Here is a 15,928-nt window from a genome sequence, read left to right as displayed (position 1 = left end):
TAAGCTGTTAGCTTTATATTTTAAGAGAAAATGTAGAGTAACGTAATAGAAAGTATGAGTTTTTTAAAGATATGAAAATTGAAAAGAAGCATCTTTTAGATTACACCATCTTGATACCTTATTTAATCTTATCCATAGTTGGTTTAATAGTAGTGTATTCAACAACAAGTGCTCGTTTAGTAGCCTTGGGAGCCAATCCCTTCGCATCTGTTATAAACCAAGGAGCCTTTTGGTTGGTATCCTTGTTCTCTATTTTTTTCATCTACCGACTGAAATTGAACTTTCTCAGGAAAGATAAGCTTTTGGGTGTTGTTATTGCCTTTGAGATTTTACTTTTGGTCATTGCCAAATTTTTCACCAGGGAAATCAATGGTGCCAATGGTTGGATTGTGCTAGGTCCCTTGTCTTTCCAACCAGCGGAGTACCTTAAAATCATTGTTGTTTGGTTTTTGGCACACACCTTTTCAAAAAAACAGTCTGCCATAGAACGTTATGACTACCAAGCCCTGACGAAGAATAGATGGATTCCTAGGAATGGTAAGGAACTTAATGACTGGCGTGTCTATTTGCTTGTAATGATCGGTTTGGTTGCTATCCAACCTGACTTGGGGAATGCGGCTATCATTGTGTTGACTACAGTAGTGATGTTTTCAATTTCTGGTGTTGGCTACCGTTGGTTTACGGCCTTGTTTGCCAGTATTGTTGGGATTTCGTCAGCCTTCCTTGGGTTAATTGCCTTGGTTGGGGTTCAAACCATGGCTAAGGTACCTATCTTTGGATATGTTGCCAAGCGTTTCGCAGCATATTTTAATCCGTTCAAGGATTTGACAGGATCTGGTCTTCAGCTATCTCATTCATACTATGCTATGAGTAATGGGGGCTGGTTCGGCCTTGGACTTGGAAATTCGATTGAAAAAACTGGTTATCTCCCAGAAGCTACAACAGACTTTGTGTTTTCAATTGTAATTGAAGAGTTAGGTCTTATCGGAGCTGGCTTGATTCTGGCCCTCCTCTTTTTCCTCATTCTTCGTGTTATGATTGTGGGAGTCAAGGCACGAAATCCTTTTAACTCTATGATGGCATTGGGTGTAGGTGCCTTAATGCTAATGCAGGTCTTCGTTAACATCGGAGGAATCTCAGGGCTGATTCCATCAACAGGGGTTACCTTCCCCTTCCTTTCGCAAGGAGGTAACTCTCTTTTAGTGACTTCAGTTGGGATAGCCTTTGTCTTGAACATCGCTGCTAATGAAAAGCGTGATAATATTGTTCAAGCGATTGAGGATGAGTTATCTCAGACTCAAGAATTGGAAAATCAAGATGAAAAAATCGTGCCTTTAAGAAGAAGTCGTTAATACGGCTTCTTTTTTCGTTAGATGGTGTTAGGCAGTAGTATGAAGATAGTGAAAGCTAATAGGAGCAGTAGAAATAGAATTATTGAAAGGAATATTTGTAATTACTCTAAAGAAAAACTGAAAACTATATAAAATACTTGCAATTCTATGACATTTTGATAGAATAGTAGAGTAAAGTTAGACTGTATTGCCTACTGTCTATCTATAAAATATATTTTATTGGAGGCTTTTCCTAAATGGCAAAAGAAAAATACGATCGTAGTAAACCACACGTTAACATTGGTACAATCGGACACGTTGACCACGGTAAAACTACTTTGACAGCTGCTATCACAACTGTATTGGCTCGTCGTCTTCCTAGCGCAGTTAACACACCAAAAGACTACGCTTCAATCGACGCTGCTCCAGAAGAACGTGAACGTGGTATCACAATCAACACTGCACACGTTGAGTACGAAACTGAAAAACGTCACTACGCTCACATCGATGCGCCAGGACACGCGGACTACGTTAAAAACATGATCACTGGTGCCGCTCAAATGGACGGTGCGATCCTTGTAGTAGCATCTACTGACGGACCAATGCCACAAACTCGTGAGCACATCCTTCTTTCACGTCAGGTTGGTGTTAAACACCTTATCGTCTTCATGAACAAAGTTGACTTGGTTGACGATGAAGAATTGCTTGAATTGGTTGAAATGGAAATCCGTGACCTTCTTTCAGAATACGATTTCCCAGGTGATGACATTCCAGTTATCCAAGGTTCAGCTCTTAAAGCTCTTGAAGGTGATTCTAAATACGAAGACATCATCATGGACTTGATGAACACTGTTGACGAATACATTCCAGAACCAGAACGTGACACTGACAAACCATTGTTGCTTCCAGTCGAAGACGTATTCTCAATCACTGGTCGTGGTACTGTTGCTTCAGGACGTATCGACCGTGGTGTTGTTCGTGTCAATGACGAAGTTGAAATCGTTGGTCTTAAAGAAGACATCCAAAAAGCAGTTGTTACTGGTGTTGAAATGTTCCGTAAACAACTTGACGAAGGTATTGCCGGAGATAACGTCGGTGTTCTTCTTCGTGGTATCCAACGTGATGAAATCGAACGTGGTCAAGTATTGGCTGCACCTGGTTCAATCAACCCACACACTAAATTCAAAGGTGAAGTTTACATCCTTTCTAAAGAAGAAGGTGGACGTCACACTCCATTCTTCAACAACTACCGTCCACAGTTCTACTTCCGTACAACTGACGTAACAGGTTCAATCGAACTTCCTGCAGGTACTGAAATGGTTATGCCTGGTGATAACGTGACTATCGACGTTGAGTTGATCCACCCAATCGCCGTTGAACAAGGTACAACATTCTCTATCCGTGAAGGTGGACGTACTGTTGGTTCAGGTATCGTATCTGAAATCGAAGCTTAATTAATATTAAGTTCCCAATACAATTATTCGTCAGACAATAATTGAGAGAGTCGAGTTTACTCGGCTCTTTTTGGTGTTTAAAAATACTTGTGATTTTATACTTTTAAGGTATTTTAGATGCTTAAGCTAAGTTTTGATAGTGATAAATAGACATAAAGCAGGTTGAGTTTTCGGAATTTTCCTAAAATCCTAGTAATAGTAAGGGATTTGTGATAAAATAAACGAGTAAATAAATAAAAGAAGAGGTATGTGAAATGTCACGTAAACCATTTATCGCTGGTAACTGGAAAATGAACAAAAATCCAGAAGAAGCAAAAGCATTCGTTGAAGCTGTAGCATCAAAACTTCCTTCATCAGATCTTGTTGAAGCTGGTATCGCAGCTCCTGCAGTTGACTTGACAGCTGTACTTGCTGCCGCTAAAGGTTCAGACCTTAAAGTTGCTGCACAAAACACTTACTTTGAAAATGCTGGTGCCTTCACTGGTGAAACTAGCCCACAAGTTTTGAAAGAAATCGGTACTGACTACGTTGTTATCGGTCACTCAGAACGTCGTGACTACTTCCACGAAACTGATGAAGACATCAACAAAAAAGCAAAAGCAATCTTTGCTAACGGTATGCTTCCAATCATCTGTTGTGGTGAATCACTTGAAACTTACGAAGCTGGTAAAGCAGCAGAATTCGTAGGTGCTCAAGTTTCAGCTGCTCTTGCTGGATTGACTGCAGAACAAGTCGCTTCAACAGTAATCGCCTACGAACCAATCTGGGCTATCGGTACTGGTAAATCAGCTTCACAAGACGACGCACAAAAAATGTGTAAAGTTGTTCGTGACGTTGTAGCTGCTGATTTTGGTCAAGAAGTTGCCGACAAAGTACGTGTTCAATACGGTGGATCAGTTAAACCTGAAAACGTTGCTGAATACATGGCTTGTCCAGACGTTGACGGAGCTCTTGTAGGTGGTGCATCACTTGAAGCTGAAAGCTTCTTGGCATTGCTTGACTTCGTTAAATAATTTTAGATAAAGTCGAGGTTTCCCTCGGCTTTTTTCTTGTTTGTCTTAAGTGTTTTTCTAAAAAAAGCCAGGTTTCTCTTATCCTGTTTTGGGGAGCAAAGGTGCTTAAATGTAGAACAAAAACTCCTATTTTGTAAGCCCTATCTTTTTGTTTGGATTTTTTAAAACTTTGAGCCTAGGCAAGTACAATTGGATTGTCCCAAGAGGCAGATAATATGCTATAATGAGAGTAGTATAACTAGAGCGCAGGCACTGATAGTCTGTTTGCTCCGCATTTTTCCAAGAAGAGGAGAATTAGAAATCATGACTTTTGATGCAATTGACCAAATGGCGGTCAGCACTATTCGTTCGCTTTCGATCGAGGCCATTCAAGCCGCGAATTCTGGACACCCAGGTCTTCCTATGGGTGCAGCGCCAATGGCATATGTACTTTGGAACCATGTGATGAATGTTAATCCAAAGACTAGCCGTAACTGGACAAACCGTGACCGTTTTGTTCTTTCTGCAGGTCATGGTTCTGCTTTGCTTTATAGCCTCTTGCACCTTTCAGGCTATGATGTATCAATGGATGATTTGAAGAACTTCCGTCAATGGGGTTCTAAGACTCCAGGTCACCCTGAAGTTAATCATACTGATGGTGTTGAAGCAACATCAGGTCCTCTTGGTCAAGGAATTGCTAATGCTGTAGGTATGGCAATGGCTGAAGCGCACTTGGCAGCTAAATTTAACAAACCTGGTTTTGATATTGTTGACCATTATACTTATGCCCTCCATGGCGATGGTTGTTTGATGGAAGGTGTTTCTCAAGAAGCTGCTAGTCTTGCTGGTCACCTTAAACTTGGTAAGTTGGTACTTCTTTACGATTCAAATGATATCTCACTTGATGGACCAACTTCAATGGCTTTCACAGAAGATGTTAAGGCTAAGTTTGAAGCTTATGGTTGGCAACACATTCTTGTTAAAGATGGTAATGATTTGGAAGCTATTGCTAAAGCTATTGAAGAAGCTAAGGCTGAGACAGATAAACCATCTATTATCGAAGTTAAGACAATCATTGGTTACGGAGCTGAAGGCCAAGGAACATCAGCTGTCCACGGTGCTCCAATTGGTCAAGACGGCATTGATCACGCAAAAGATGTTTATGGTTATGATGCCCCAGCCTTTACAGTTCCAGATGAAGTCGCTCGTCGTTTCGAAGTTGGTATTAAATTCCGTGGTGAAGCTGCTGAAAATGCTTGGCAAACTAAATTTGCAGAATATGAAGCTGCTTACCCAGAATTGGCTGCTGAATACAAGGCTGCCTTTGCGAATGAACCTGTACACGTTGACTTGAATGCTCATGAATTGGGTTCAGCAGTAGCTAGCCGTGTGTCAAGCCAACAAGCTATCCAACAGATTTCTGAACAAGTTCCTTCATTCTGGGGAGGTTCAGCAGACCTTTCAGCTTCTAACAATACTATGGTTAAGGCTGAGTCTGATTTCCAACCAGACAACTATGCTGGACGTAATATTTGGTTCGGTGTACGTGAGTTTGCTATGGCTGCAGCGATGAATGGTATTGCTCTTCATGGTGGTACTCGTGTTTATGGTGGTACTTTCTTCGTCTTCTCAAACTACTTGCTTCCAGCAGTACGTATGGCAGCACTTCAAAACTTGCCAGTAACTTATGTTATGACACACGACTCAGTAGCAGTTGGTGAAGATGGACCTACTCACGAACCAATCGAACAATTGGCAAGTGTGCGTTCAATGCCTAACCTTAATGTTATCCGTCCTGCAGATGGTAATGAAACTAATGCAGCATGGAAACGTGCCTTGGCTGAGACTGAACGTCCAACAATGCTAGTCTTGACACGTCAAAACTTGCCAGTCCTTGATGGTACAGCTGAAAATGCTGAAACTGGTGTCAATAAAGGGGCTTACATCATCTCAGAAGCTAAAGGTGATCTTGATGGTATCATCATTGCGACAGGTTCTGAAGTGAAATTGGCTCTTGATACTCAAGCGGCTCTTGAAGCTGAAGGCGTGCATGTCCGTGTTGTTTCAATGCCATCACAAAATCTCTTTGATGAACAAGATGCTGCATATAAAGAAGAAGTTCTTCCAGCAGCTGTGACAAAACGTTTGGCTATCGAAGCTGGAACTAGCTTTGGTTGGGGCAAATACGTTGGTCTTGCAGGTAAAACACTTACTATTGATACTTGGGGTGCCTCAGCACCTGGTGACCGTATCTTTAAAGAATATGGTTTCACTGTTGAGAATGCAAGTCAACTTTACAAATCATTGTAAGAAAAGAAAGAGCGGCTCTTTGTCAACTGTAGTGGGTGACGAAAAGCTAACATCTAGAGAGAACCTGATAGGTTTTCTCTTTTTGTATGTTCAGAGTGATGAAAACACGCTTCCTAAAGTTAATAAAGTTTCTAAAACCGAAGCCCAGACGTTTGATGTCTTTGATAAGCTTATTGGTCCCCTCCAATTTTGCATTTGAGTAATGTGTTTCTAGTGCGTTTTTGATGTATGGTTTGTGTCTAAGGAAGGTCCTAAAGACAGTTTTGAAGTAATGATTGACCTTGCTTATATTCTCCTCTATGAGCTCAAAAAACTCATCTACCCTCTTCTCTTGAAAGTGAAACAGCAACAGCTGATAGAGGTTATAATAATTAGCGAGTTCTTCTGAAAAGTCTAGTGTCTTCCTAACGACTTCATGTGGACTTAAGGTTTGACCAAAGGTCTTCGAGTGAAATGATTTACAAGATAACTTACGGCTGTCCTTTTGGAAGAGTCGCCAGTGATTTTTCAAGGCTCGGTAGGGGAGTGATTTCTTATCAAACTGGTTCATAATGGCAATCCTTGTCTTTAAAAAGGCTCGACCAAGGTGCTGGATGATGTGGAAACGATCAATAATGATTTCGGCGTTTGGGAAAAGTCTGCGAGCTAGTGGGATATAGGCTCCTGACATATCCATTGTAATAAACTGTACCTTTTGTCGAACTTTCAATGGGTACTTTAAAAAGTGGTTTCGAATCGTGGTTTGACGGCGATTATCAAGAATGGTTATGAGTTTGTTGGTCTCATAGTTTTGCGCCACAAAAGCGAGTTCACCTTTCTTGAACCCAAACTCATCCCAAGACATAACAGCTGGGAGCTTGTCATAATGCTCCTTGAAAGTAAACTGGTCAAGCTTACGATAGACAGTGGATGTCGACACACGAAGTCTTCTGGCAATATCCGTTAGTGATACCTTCTCAGTTAGAAGTTGTGCAACCTTTTGCCGGACTAGATTGGAGATTTGGCAGTTTTTCTCAACGATTGATGTCTTAGCTACCGTGACTCTCCTACAATTTTTACACTGGAAGCGACGTTTCTTCAGACGTAGTAGTGTTGAAGTTCCCGCTTGCTCGAGAAGAGGGATTTTAGAAGGCTTTTGAAAGTCGTACTTGATCATCTTTCCATGGCAATGAGGACATGATGGTGCAGGGTAATCAAGTTTTGCTTGAATCTCGATATGAGTGTTAGTTTCAAAAACAAGTGAAATCTTGATATTTTGGTCTTTAATTCCGATTAATTCTGTGGTATTCTTAATAAGTCTCATAAGTTCTTCCTAATGATAGTTTGGTCGCTTTTCATTATAGTTCTTATGGGACTTTTTGTGTACACTCAAAAAGCTCTATAATCTCTACAGTGGTTTTACCCACTACAGAAATTATAGAGCCGAAAGAGCTTGGTTCGTCCAAGTTCTTTTTTCTAAATTTCATACAGAACTTGACTTTTTAGGACATAGTGCTAGAATGACTGTGTCAGCCGATTTAGCTCAGTTGGTAGAGCAACGCACTCGTAACGCGTAGGTCACAGGTTCGAAACCTGCAATCGGCATGGTCAGAAGTATTAAGATAGTAAAAAGAGATTTTTAGGAATCTTTTTTCTTATCCTTTTAGATAACCTATATTTCAATTGAGATTGTGCTTTTAAGCTAAAATTTGATAAAATAGAAGATGAAAAAAATCAGAAGGAAGTATCATGTCAAAAGGGTTATTAATCTCAATTGAAGGGCCAGACGGTGCTGGAAAGACTACAGTTTTGGAGGCTCTTTTGCCTCGTTTAAGAGAGGTTTATCCAGATCAAGTCGTGACGACACGTGAACCAGGCGGAGTGGCTATTGCAGAGCAAATCCGAGAGGTTATTTTGGATGTGGATAATACGGCTATGGATGCTAAGACAGAGCTCTTGCTCTATATTGCGGCTCGCCGTCAACATCTGGTTGAGAAGGTCTTACCAGAGCTTGAAAAAGGCAACATGGTCATCATGGATCGTTTTATTGATTCATCAGTTGCTTATCAAGGTACTGGTCGTGGCTTGAATCAGGATGAGATTGCCTGGTTAAATGCCTATGCGACTGATGGGCATAAACCTGATGTGACTCTATTGTTTGATGTGGATTCTGAGACTGGTTTGGCCCGCATTGCAGCCAGCGGTGAACGTGAAGTCAATCGGTTGGATTTAGAGAAGCTTGACTTGCATCAGCGTGTACGTCAAGGTTATTTAGATTTAGCACAGGCTGAACCAGAACGTATCAAGCTAATCGATGCCTCACAGGCTTTTGAAGATGTTGTAGAGGACGCTTGGAAAGTAATTAAAGGCTATTTATAAGGAGCAAGATGAAGTTAGCTGAAAGTCAAAGCAAACTATTTGAAGAGTTTTCACAAATTATCAGGGAAAATCGTTTGAGTCATGCTTATTTGTTTTCGGGTGATTTTGGAAGTCTCGACATGGCTATTTGGCTAGCACAGAGTCGATTTTGTGTGACTCCTGAGAATAGTCTACCTTGTGGTCATTGTCGTCCCTGTCGCTTGATTGCACAGGGGGACTTTTCTGATGTTAAATTAGTAGAGCCACAAGGACAGATTATTAAGACGGACACGATTCGTCAGTTGACCAGAGAGTTTAGTCAATCGAGTTTTGAGGGGCAGGCTCAGGTGTTTATCATTCGTGATGCAGATAAGATGCATGTCAATGCTGCCAATAGTCTATTAAAGTTTATTGAAGAACCTCAAAGTCAGATTTATATTTTTCTTTTGACAGCTGATGATAGTCGTATGTTACCGACGATTAAAAGTCGAGCTCAACTCTTTTATTTTCCTAAGAATCGGGCTTATCTGGAAGAATTGCTGCAGAAGGAAGGCTTGTTGTTGACACAAGCCAAAGTGTTGGCGGATTTTGCCAAAGATGATGTTCAGGCTTTAGATTTAGCTAAAGATAATAAGATTCTTGATCTGATTAATACAGTAGAGCGTTTCACACAGTCCCTGCTATCTAATCAGGACCTGCTTTATTTGGACGTTGCAAAACTGGCTGTCCAGTGTAGTGAAAAGTCGGAACAAGAGATGGTCTGGGCTTTTTTATCTTATCAATTGGGGAAGGATATACAAAATCCACAAGCAAGACGATGGCTAGACTTAGTTTATGAGGCACGAAAAATGTGGCTAGCTAATGTCAGCTTTCAAAATGCGATGGAGTATATGGTATTATCATGACAGAAGTCATTGGAATAAAATTTGAAGAAACTGGAGCAGTTGAATACGTTGTTCCTGATAAAAATTACGCCAAAGATGACTTTGTAGTCGTTTTGGAGAAAAAAGATAAGCGCCTAGCCCAGGTTGTCATGGAAAACACTGATTTTCCTGAGCTTAGTTTGCCTGCGGATTTGAACCGGGTTGAAGGATTGGCAGGAGAGAAAGATTTCGCTAGATATAATGAAAATCTTTTGAAGGCTGAAAAGAGTATGGGAGTAGTGGCTGATTTAATTGCTCAAAATCAGCTAGATATGAAGGTGGTTGATATTGTCTTTCCACTAAATAGCTCTTATGTGTTAATCAGTTTTGTAGCTGAAAAACGGGTAGATTTTCGTCAGTTGCTCAAAGATCTGGCTTCTTACTTTAAGACACGCATTGAGTTGCGTCAAATTTCAAGTCGTGAGGAATCAAAAATCTATGGTGGCTTAGGACCTTGTGGACGGGCACTTTGTTGTTCTAGTTTTTTGGGTGAATTCCCACCAGTATCGATTAAGATGGCTAAAAATCAGAGTTTATCTTTGAATTCTGGTAAGATGAATGGGGTCTGTGGTCGACTTATGTGTTGTCTCAGTTATGAAGATGACTTTTACCGAGATAGCAAGGCTAGTTATCCTGACTTGGGTGATGACATTGAAACCAAGGATGGCACAGGTCAGGTCGTTGCCATTGATGTAATTGCAGGGACCATTAAGGTTGTATTTGAAAAAGGGCGTGCGCCCCTAACTTATGGAGTGGAGGAAGTTCAGCTAAATGGAAAAGCGTGAATTGTATGATAAATTCGAGGAATTATCACAAAATTTGATGTCGATGTTGGCAGAAGTGGAAGCAATTAAGGCGAACTTCTCAGGGATTCTTGATGAAAATACGGCCCTCAAGTTGGAAAACGACAAGTTGCGTGAGCACTTGAGTCAAGTGGTTCAAGAGGAGACAGGGACTAAAATGTCTCATGGTAAGGTGAACCTCGAGGCTATTTATGATGATGGATTCCATATTTGTCCAGATTTTTACGGCCAACGTCGTGATAATAATGAAGCTTGTGGCTTCTGTGCAGAATTGTTGTACGGAGACTAAACATGCAGGTTCAAAAGAGTTTTAAGGGGCAATCTAGCTACGGTACCCTCTATCTGGTTCCCACACCTATTGGGAATTTGCAGGATATGACTTTTCGTAGTGTGCAAATCCTGAAAGAGGTGGATCTTATTTGTGCGGAGGACACGCGCAATACGGGTCTCTTGCTCAAGCATTTTGAGATTGAAACCAAGCAGTATTCTTTTCATGAGCACAATGCTTATGAGAAAATTCCAGATTTACTGGAGCGCTTGAAGTCAGGTCTTTCTTTGGCTCAGGTTTCTGATGCGGGGATGCCTTCTATTTCGGATCCTGGGCATGATTTGGTCAAAGCTGCCATTGCTGAGGATATTCCAGTGGTGGCCTTACCGGGAGCATCGGCTGGTATTACAGCCTTGATTGCCAGTGGTTTAGCACCCCAACCTCATATTTTTTATGGCTTCCTACCCCGTAAAAAAGGACAGCAGATTGATTTCTTCAAGGAAAAACTGTCTTATCCTGAGACACAGATTTTTTACGAGTCACCTTACCGTGTGGCGGACACCCTTGAAAATATGCATGAGGTCTATGGGAACCGTCAAGTAACTTTAGTTCGAGAATTGACCAAGCTTTATGAAGAGTACCAACGAGGATCTATTTCAGAAGTTTTAGATTATATTGCTAGTAATCCTCTCAAGGGTGAATGTTTACTGATTGTGGCTGGAGCTTCTGAAAATGATAAGGAAGAAAATCTAACATCAAATGTTACCCCGGTAGAGGCTGTAGAAGCTTTAATTGCCTCTGGAATGAAACCTAATCAGGCTATAAAAACCGTTGCTAAAGAGCGAAAAATGAATAGACAAGAGCTTTATAACCTTTTTCATGGGGTTTAAGAGGCTCTTTTTTGTGGCAACACAAGATGTTAGAAAAGAAAGAATTATCAAAAAATTCCGTAAATACACTTGTTTGTCTCATGATTTTGTGTTATATTATCTGACATAAAATAATTTATGCATTGGAGTGGTTTCATGGATACAGGTAGCAGTGCCTTTATATTGATTTGTTCTGCCATGGTTTGTTTGATGACACCAGCCTTGGCTGCCAATGGTTTGGCGGTTCACGCGCTAATAACCACTCATGTGTCAGCTGCTGCAGCCATGTTTTCATGGTTGGCAATTGAAAAACATGTCACAGGACATCCATCCTTGGTTGGTGGTTCAACCGGTTTGGTAGCAGGTCTAGTTGCAATCACACCTGGAGCTGGTTTTGTTTCAATTTGGAGTGCTATCCGTATTCGTACTGGTGAACGTGGTGGAGACGCCATTTAATATAATGGAGGCTTAAACCGGTTGGTTTGGGTCTTTTTTAGTGAATTTTGATATACTTAGAGGAGTTAGTATGATTGAGGGGGTGACCGATTGGCAAAAGGAAAAAAGAAAAGCAACACGAAAGCTAGACCTAAGAAAACTAAAAAGAAAAAGAAGTCTTTCTTGCTCTTTCCTAAATTTTTCCAGAAGTGGAGTCTGATTTTTATTGGCCTATTTGCCTTATTGGGACTCCTTGCTAGTTTGAATTTTCCAAGGTTGACCATGGAAAAGAACATGACATCTACGGATGAGACGACGGTTGCTTTTATTGCCGAGATTGGCGAGACGTCCCGCTATTTGGCGGCTAGAAACGATCTTTATGCATCTGTCATGATTGCTCAGGCCATCTTGGAATCTGACTCTGGACAATCTACTTTGAGTCAGAAGCCGTCCTATAACTTCTTTGGAATTAAGGGGGACTACAATGGTCAAAGTGTAACCCTACCAACCTGGGAGGATGATGGTAAGGGCAATCCTTACTATATTGATGCAGCTTTTCGTTCTTATGGCTCTGTGGAAAATTCTTTACAGGACTACGTAGACTTCCTTGAGGGCAGCTACTATGTAGGGGTACACCGTTCCAAGACTAAGAATTATAAGGATGCCACAGCTGCCCTAACAGGGGTCTACGCTACGGATACAACCTATGGAGACAAATTAAACAGCATCATTGAACAATACCAGTTAACCATTTATGACACTTATTAGGAAGGTGAGAGCGACAATGAGTGATTTAGATAAAACAGTTGATTTTATTAAAGAAATAGAGAAATTGAAGTCCGTAACAAGATTTAATAGAACCCTTGATGGAAGATTTGAAAATAGCGCTGAGCATTCCTGGCAGGGTGCGATAGCTGCGATGGTTTTTCAAGATTATTATCCTGAAAAATTGAATATGGAAAAGGTCATTTCTATGTTACTGATTCATGATCTAGGTGAGATTTATGCTGGAGATACTTGGGTTTTTGACGATAAAAAAAAGGTTCACTCTCATGATAGAGAGCTAGAATCTATTAAAAAAACAATGAGCATCCTTCCAGAAGAAAAATATTTGAATATGAAAAAATCTTGGCTAGAATTTGAAAAAGGGCAGAGTGCTGAGGCAAGATATGCAAGAGTCATTGACGCATTGGTACCACTAATAAATCACTTGGAAGTGTCAGAATGTAATTATAATCCAGATAATATTAGTTCAGACATGGTATTAGAAAAGAAAAAATTTATAAAAAGTGAGTCTGAAGAGTTATGGAAGCTGACGGAAGAGTTGGTTAAGAAAAGTGTAGAAAAGGGCTTGTATTTGTAATATCAATAGGCCCCCTACGGAATGGTTTATAGACAACATGATGTGTCGATTCGGCACGTCTTTTTTGATTTTTATGTGTTATAATGGAGGTAGTTACATTAGGAATTGAGATGCACACCTCGATGGATTTTTGCACTCCCTTGAAAGAGAGAAGGTTAGATAGTATGATTAAATTGATAGCAATAGATATGGACGGGACGCTCTTAAATAGCCAAAAAGAGATTCCTGAAGAGAATATCAAGGCTATTCAAGAAGCGGCTGCGGCAGGTATCAAAATTGTCCTTTGTACAGGACGCCCACGTTCAGGCATTCTTCCACATTTTGAGAAATTAGGACTGAGTGAAGAAGAGTACATTATCATGAACAATGGTTGCTCTACTTATGAAACTAAAAATTGGACCTTGCTTCAATCTGAAAGTTTATCTCGCCCTGAAATGGAAGAACTCTTGCAGGCTTGCGAAGATTTTCCAGAGGTGGCTCTAACCTTGACTGGAGAAAAGACTTACTATGTTGTGGGCGATGAGGTGCCTGAGTTAGTAGCTTATGATGCTAGCACTGTCTTCACAGAAGCGAAAGCTAGGAGTTTGGAAGAAATCTTTGCGGAAGGTCAAGTGATTTTCCAAGCCATGTATATGGCTGATTCTGAACCTTTGGACGCCTTCCAAAATGCCGTGCAAGATGGACTTAGTCAGAGCTATAGTACAGTTCGTAGTCAAGACTATATCTTTGAAATCATGCCACAAGGGGCAACAAAGGCTAGCGGGCTTAAACATTTAGCAGAAAAGCTTGACATTAACCCAGATCAAATCATGGCTCTAGGCGATGCTGCCAATGACCTTGAAATGCTTCAATTCGTCGGTCAAAGCGTTGCCATGGGTAATGCGAGTGACGGCATTAAGGCTTTGTGTAAGTATGTGACTTTGACAAATGACGAGGCAGGTGTGGCACACGCCATTCGTACTTGGGCTCTATAAGAAAAAGACCTTTAGCTTTATTGTTTGCTAAAGGTTTTTCGATTTCTGATAATGGCAATGAGAGTAGTAAGTGTGATAGTGACATCAGTGATGGCAGCTGGGTAAGCCTGAATGGTCAAATCGTAAATTAGCCAAAGTAACATATTTTCAATAATGACCCAGCGAAGCCACTGAAGGTTTGGTGTGGCAGCAATAGCTAGGCTATAGGAAACTGAAGAGATGATAGGTAAATAACCAATAATCCCAAGTTGATTGAGATAGGTTCCGACGATGATTTGAATAATGATGAGGATGGTCAAGATAGTCTTGGTCATCTTCTTTTTGACCATCAGGCTATTACGTATGATGGAAATACTAATGGTTAAAGCACCGGTATAGCCTCCGAGAAGCAGGTTGGCAATAGCAGTAAAAATATAGTCGGTAATTTGCCAGACGAGCATGTTATTTTTTGATTTTGCAAAAGAGGATATGGCGACACATAGGGCACCTATGGCTGAGAATACTTGTGCTAGAAGATAGAATGTCATGGTATAACTTTCAATTTTTTGTCTCTATTATATCACAAGGATTCAAGATATTTTCATCTCTATTTTAGGATTTACAAGGCTAACATGTTAGCGTTTACATTAGAAAATGATATAATAAAAGTGTAGAAGATATTCTTCCCTTAAAAGTAGAGAGAACCTGATGTTTCCTTATAATATAGGCCCTATCTTTACTTTTTATGAAAGACTAGAAATGAGGAAATGATTATGAAAAACAAATTTTCCCAAGCAATCGTGCTTTCAATGGTTACCCTTTCCTCAATGGCTTTTCTGACGGCCTGTTCCAGCCATAAGGAATCGAGTTCAGCAGATAAGACGCCTAAGAGTAGCCAGGTGACCTCATCAAGTAGAGTTAAATCATCCAATAAAGATAGTGGTAAGACCAGCAAGCCTAGTGCTAAAGTCAAGGAGTCTTCTGGTTCAAATACTGAATCTTCAAGTGCACCAAGTAGTAAAAAGTCTTCTGCACCAAGTTCAAGCAGTAGTCAGACTCAGTCATCATCTTCAAATAGTTCATCAGTTCCCTCAAGCAGTCAGTCACAGGCTCCTAAATCTTCAAACGAGAGTCAGTCTTCAGCCAGTCAATCCCAAGCGCCAAAGAGCTCAAGTGATAGTCAAGCTTCAAGTAGTCAATCTAGCAGCCAAGCTCAAGCTAAAACGGATATGCAAGTGACCACTGTAGATATGGATGTGAGTGCGGTAGCGCGTGGTCAGTTTGATAGTATTGCCGGAACTTGGAAGTCTAGTGATGGCAGTCGTTTGGTCTTTGACAACACTAGCCTAGTAGGAGATATAACTGCACAAGGCCAAGCGACAGTTCATAATTATGTACACCCGAAAGATGATTATCAAGAGGGCTCAGGTAAGTATGATGCTACCCTCTCAAGAGATAGGGGGGACACCTCTGGTATCGTTGGAGATATTAGCTTTGTCTCTAAAAAAGCAGCTATTTCTGGTCCAAGCTACGAACAAGATACCATTCAAGTAACCAGTACTGGAGGAACAAAGGTCTACTTAAAAGAATCAGATAATATGACGCTACCTAAAGACGTGACAGTTACTGACAATCAACTTCCAATTGATGGTGGCATAGCAGAATCTGGCAGCTACAAGCTTACCAAACGTACGGCTGTCAAAAATACTCCTAGTGATAAGGCTCCAGTTGAATTTTACTTAGAAGCAGGTGATCAGATTAACTTTGATATGAAGGTTATTCAAGATGGTCATAGTTGGATTTCTTACATCAGCTATAGTGGTGTTCGCCGTTATGTTCAAGTGGATTAATTGAGATATCTAGAAAGGTCAGATTTTCTTCTGATCTTTC

14 protein-coding genes, 1 tRNA gene and 2 pseudogenes are annotated in these 15,928 nt (G+C 40.7%); 15 read left to right on the top strand and 2 right to left on the bottom strand.

Features of this window, described 5'->3' with window-relative positions; all coding sequences use genetic code 11:
* The first annotated feature begins 71 nt into the window (after positions 1–71).
* From ftsW to tkt, 4 genes are all read left to right on the top strand, one after another.
* A complete protein-coding gene (gene ftsW, locus H7U04_RS01195; RefSeq protein ID WP_037601957.1) occupies positions 72–1,352 on the top strand; it encodes a cell division peptidoglycan polymerase FtsW in 1,281 nt (426 codons plus the stop codon).
* A gap of 236 nt (positions 1,353–1,588) precedes the next feature.
* Positions 1,589–2,785: an elongation factor Tu gene (tuf, locus tag H7U04_RS01190; RefSeq protein ID WP_002886182.1), complete on the top strand. Its 1,197-nt coding sequence runs from the start codon at positions 1,589–1,591 to the stop codon at positions 2,783–2,785.
* Positions 2,786–3,039: 254 nt separating this feature from the next.
* Positions 3,040–3,798: a triose-phosphate isomerase gene (gene tpiA / locus H7U04_RS01185; protein ID WP_002885895.1), complete on the top strand. Its 759-nt coding sequence runs from the start codon at positions 3,040–3,042 to the stop codon at positions 3,796–3,798.
* Positions 3,799–4,101: 303 nt separating this feature from the next.
* Complete coding sequence (gene tkt, locus H7U04_RS01180) at positions 4,102–6,087, top strand: transketolase (RefSeq protein ID WP_201059244.1); 1,986 nt, start codon at positions 4,102–4,104, stop codon at positions 6,085–6,087.
* Between the two features lie 53 nt (positions 6,088–6,140).
* On the opposite strand, the pseudogene H7U04_RS01175 reads toward tkt, so the two are convergent.
* Positions 6,141–7,390 (bottom strand): annotated as a pseudogene (locus tag H7U04_RS01175) (ISL3 family transposase).
* 208 nt (positions 7,391–7,598) lie between these two features.
* Here H7U04_RS01175 and H7U04_RS01170 point away from each other — a divergent pair.
* The 10 genes and pseudogenes from H7U04_RS01170 (at position 7,599) to H7U04_RS01125 (ending at position 14,059) form a co-directional block, all read left to right on the top strand.
* Positions 7,599–7,671, top strand: a tRNA-Thr gene (locus tag H7U04_RS01170).
* A 144-nt stretch (positions 7,672–7,815) separates the two neighbouring features.
* Positions 7,816–8,445 carry a dTMP kinase gene (tmk, locus tag H7U04_RS01165; protein WP_064524810.1) on the top strand — a complete coding sequence of 210 codons (630 nt, stop codon included), beginning with the start codon at positions 7,816–7,818 and terminating at the stop codon, positions 8,443–8,445.
* Between the two features lie 8 nt (positions 8,446–8,453).
* A complete protein-coding gene (locus H7U04_RS01160) occupies positions 8,454–9,329 on the top strand; it encodes a DNA polymerase III subunit delta' (RefSeq protein WP_107372642.1) in 876 nt (291 codons plus the stop codon).
* Positions 9,326–10,132, top strand: a complete 807-nt coding sequence (ricT, locus tag H7U04_RS01155; protein WP_107372644.1) for a regulatory iron-sulfur-containing complex subunit RicT — start codon at positions 9,326–9,328, stop codon at positions 10,130–10,132. Before H7U04_RS01160 ends, ricT begins: the two co-directional genes overlap by 4 nt.
* Positions 10,119–10,439, top strand: coding sequence for a DNA replication initiation control protein YabA (gene yabA / locus H7U04_RS01150; RefSeq protein ID WP_002887582.1), 321 nt, complete (start codon positions 10,119–10,121; stop codon positions 10,437–10,439). Before ricT ends, yabA begins: the two co-directional genes overlap by 14 nt.
* A 2-nt stretch (positions 10,440–10,441) precedes the next feature.
* Complete coding sequence (gene rsmI / locus H7U04_RS01145) at positions 10,442–11,308, top strand: 16S rRNA (cytidine(1402)-2'-O)-methyltransferase (protein ID WP_002890224.1); 867 nt, start codon at positions 10,442–10,444, stop codon at positions 11,306–11,308.
* 198 nt (positions 11,309–11,506) lie between these two features.
* Positions 11,507–11,710: pseudogene (locus H7U04_RS01140) on the top strand (ammonia permease); the annotation flags it as partial.
* A 123-nt stretch (positions 11,711–11,833) separates the two neighbouring features.
* Entirely contained in the window at positions 11,834–12,490 is a 657-nt protein-coding gene (locus H7U04_RS01135; protein WP_155198059.1) for a glucosaminidase domain-containing protein, read from the top strand.
* Between the two features lie 16 nt (positions 12,491–12,506).
* Positions 12,507–13,085: an HD domain-containing protein gene (locus H7U04_RS01130; RefSeq protein WP_156685439.1), complete on the top strand. Its 579-nt coding sequence runs from the start codon at positions 12,507–12,509 to the stop codon at positions 13,083–13,085.
* Positions 13,086–13,249: 164 nt separating this feature from the next.
* Positions 13,250–14,059: a Cof-type HAD-IIB family hydrolase gene (locus tag H7U04_RS01125; RefSeq protein WP_155198060.1), complete on the top strand. Its 810-nt coding sequence runs from the start codon at positions 13,250–13,252 to the stop codon at positions 14,057–14,059.
* 17 nt (positions 14,060–14,076) lie between these two features.
* Here H7U04_RS01125 and H7U04_RS01120 read toward each other — a convergent pair whose 3' ends face one another.
* Positions 14,077–14,586: a YgjV family protein gene (locus tag H7U04_RS01120; protein WP_060971870.1), complete on the bottom strand. Its 510-nt coding sequence runs from the start codon at positions 14,584–14,586 to the stop codon at positions 14,077–14,079.
* 225 nt (positions 14,587–14,811) lie between these two features.
* Here H7U04_RS01120 and H7U04_RS01115 point away from each other — a divergent pair, with 225 nt between their 5' ends.
* The gene (locus H7U04_RS01115; protein ID WP_060971869.1) at positions 14,812–15,888 is read left to right on the top strand and encodes an SH3 domain-containing protein; all 1,077 of its coding nucleotides are present in this window, start codon (positions 14,812–14,814) and stop codon (positions 15,886–15,888) included.
* Positions 15,889–15,928: the final 40 nt, after the last annotated feature.

Origin of the sequence: Streptococcus sp. 22.1 (genome assembly GCF_016648645.1) — a bacterium.
In the GTDB taxonomy this organism is placed as follows: domain Bacteria; phylum Bacillota; class Bacilli; order Lactobacillales; family Streptococcaceae; genus Streptococcus.
Note: the sequence above shows the minus strand (reverse complement) of the source record. Positions and strands in the feature narration are given on the sequence as shown.

Coding starts and splice junctions, on each gene's coding strand:
- H7U04_RS01125 (WP_155198060.1), top strand. CDS start 13,250: ATGATTAAATTGATAGCAATAGATATGGACGGGACGCTCTTAAATAGC.
- H7U04_RS01160 (WP_107372642.1), top strand. CDS start 8,454: ATGAAGTTAGCTGAAAGTCAAAGCAAACTATTTGAAGAGTTTTCACAA.
- ricT (WP_107372644.1), top strand. CDS start 9,326: ATGACAGAAGTCATTGGAATAAAATTTGAAGAAACTGGAGCAGTTGAA.
- tpiA (WP_002885895.1), top strand. CDS start 3,040: ATGTCACGTAAACCATTTATCGCTGGTAACTGGAAAATGAACAAAAAT.
- H7U04_RS01130 (WP_156685439.1), top strand. CDS start 12,507: ATGAGTGATTTAGATAAAACAGTTGATTTTATTAAAGAAATAGAGAAA.
- ftsW (WP_037601957.1), top strand. CDS start 72: ATGAAAATTGAAAAGAAGCATCTTTTAGATTACACCATCTTGATACCT.
- H7U04_RS01115 (WP_060971869.1), top strand. CDS start 14,812: ATGAAAAACAAATTTTCCCAAGCAATCGTGCTTTCAATGGTTACCCTT.
- rsmI (WP_002890224.1), top strand. CDS start 10,442: ATGCAGGTTCAAAAGAGTTTTAAGGGGCAATCTAGCTACGGTACCCTC.
- tuf (WP_002886182.1), top strand. CDS start 1,589: ATGGCAAAAGAAAAATACGATCGTAGTAAACCACACGTTAACATTGGT.
- tkt (WP_201059244.1), top strand. CDS start 4,102: ATGACTTTTGATGCAATTGACCAAATGGCGGTCAGCACTATTCGTTCG.
- H7U04_RS01120 (WP_060971870.1), bottom strand. CDS start 14,586: ATGACATTCTATCTTCTAGCACAAGTATTCTCAGCCATAGGTGCCCTA.
- yabA (WP_002887582.1), top strand. CDS start 10,119: ATGGAAAAGCGTGAATTGTATGATAAATTCGAGGAATTATCACAAAAT.
- tmk (WP_064524810.1), top strand. CDS start 7,816: ATGTCAAAAGGGTTATTAATCTCAATTGAAGGGCCAGACGGTGCTGGA.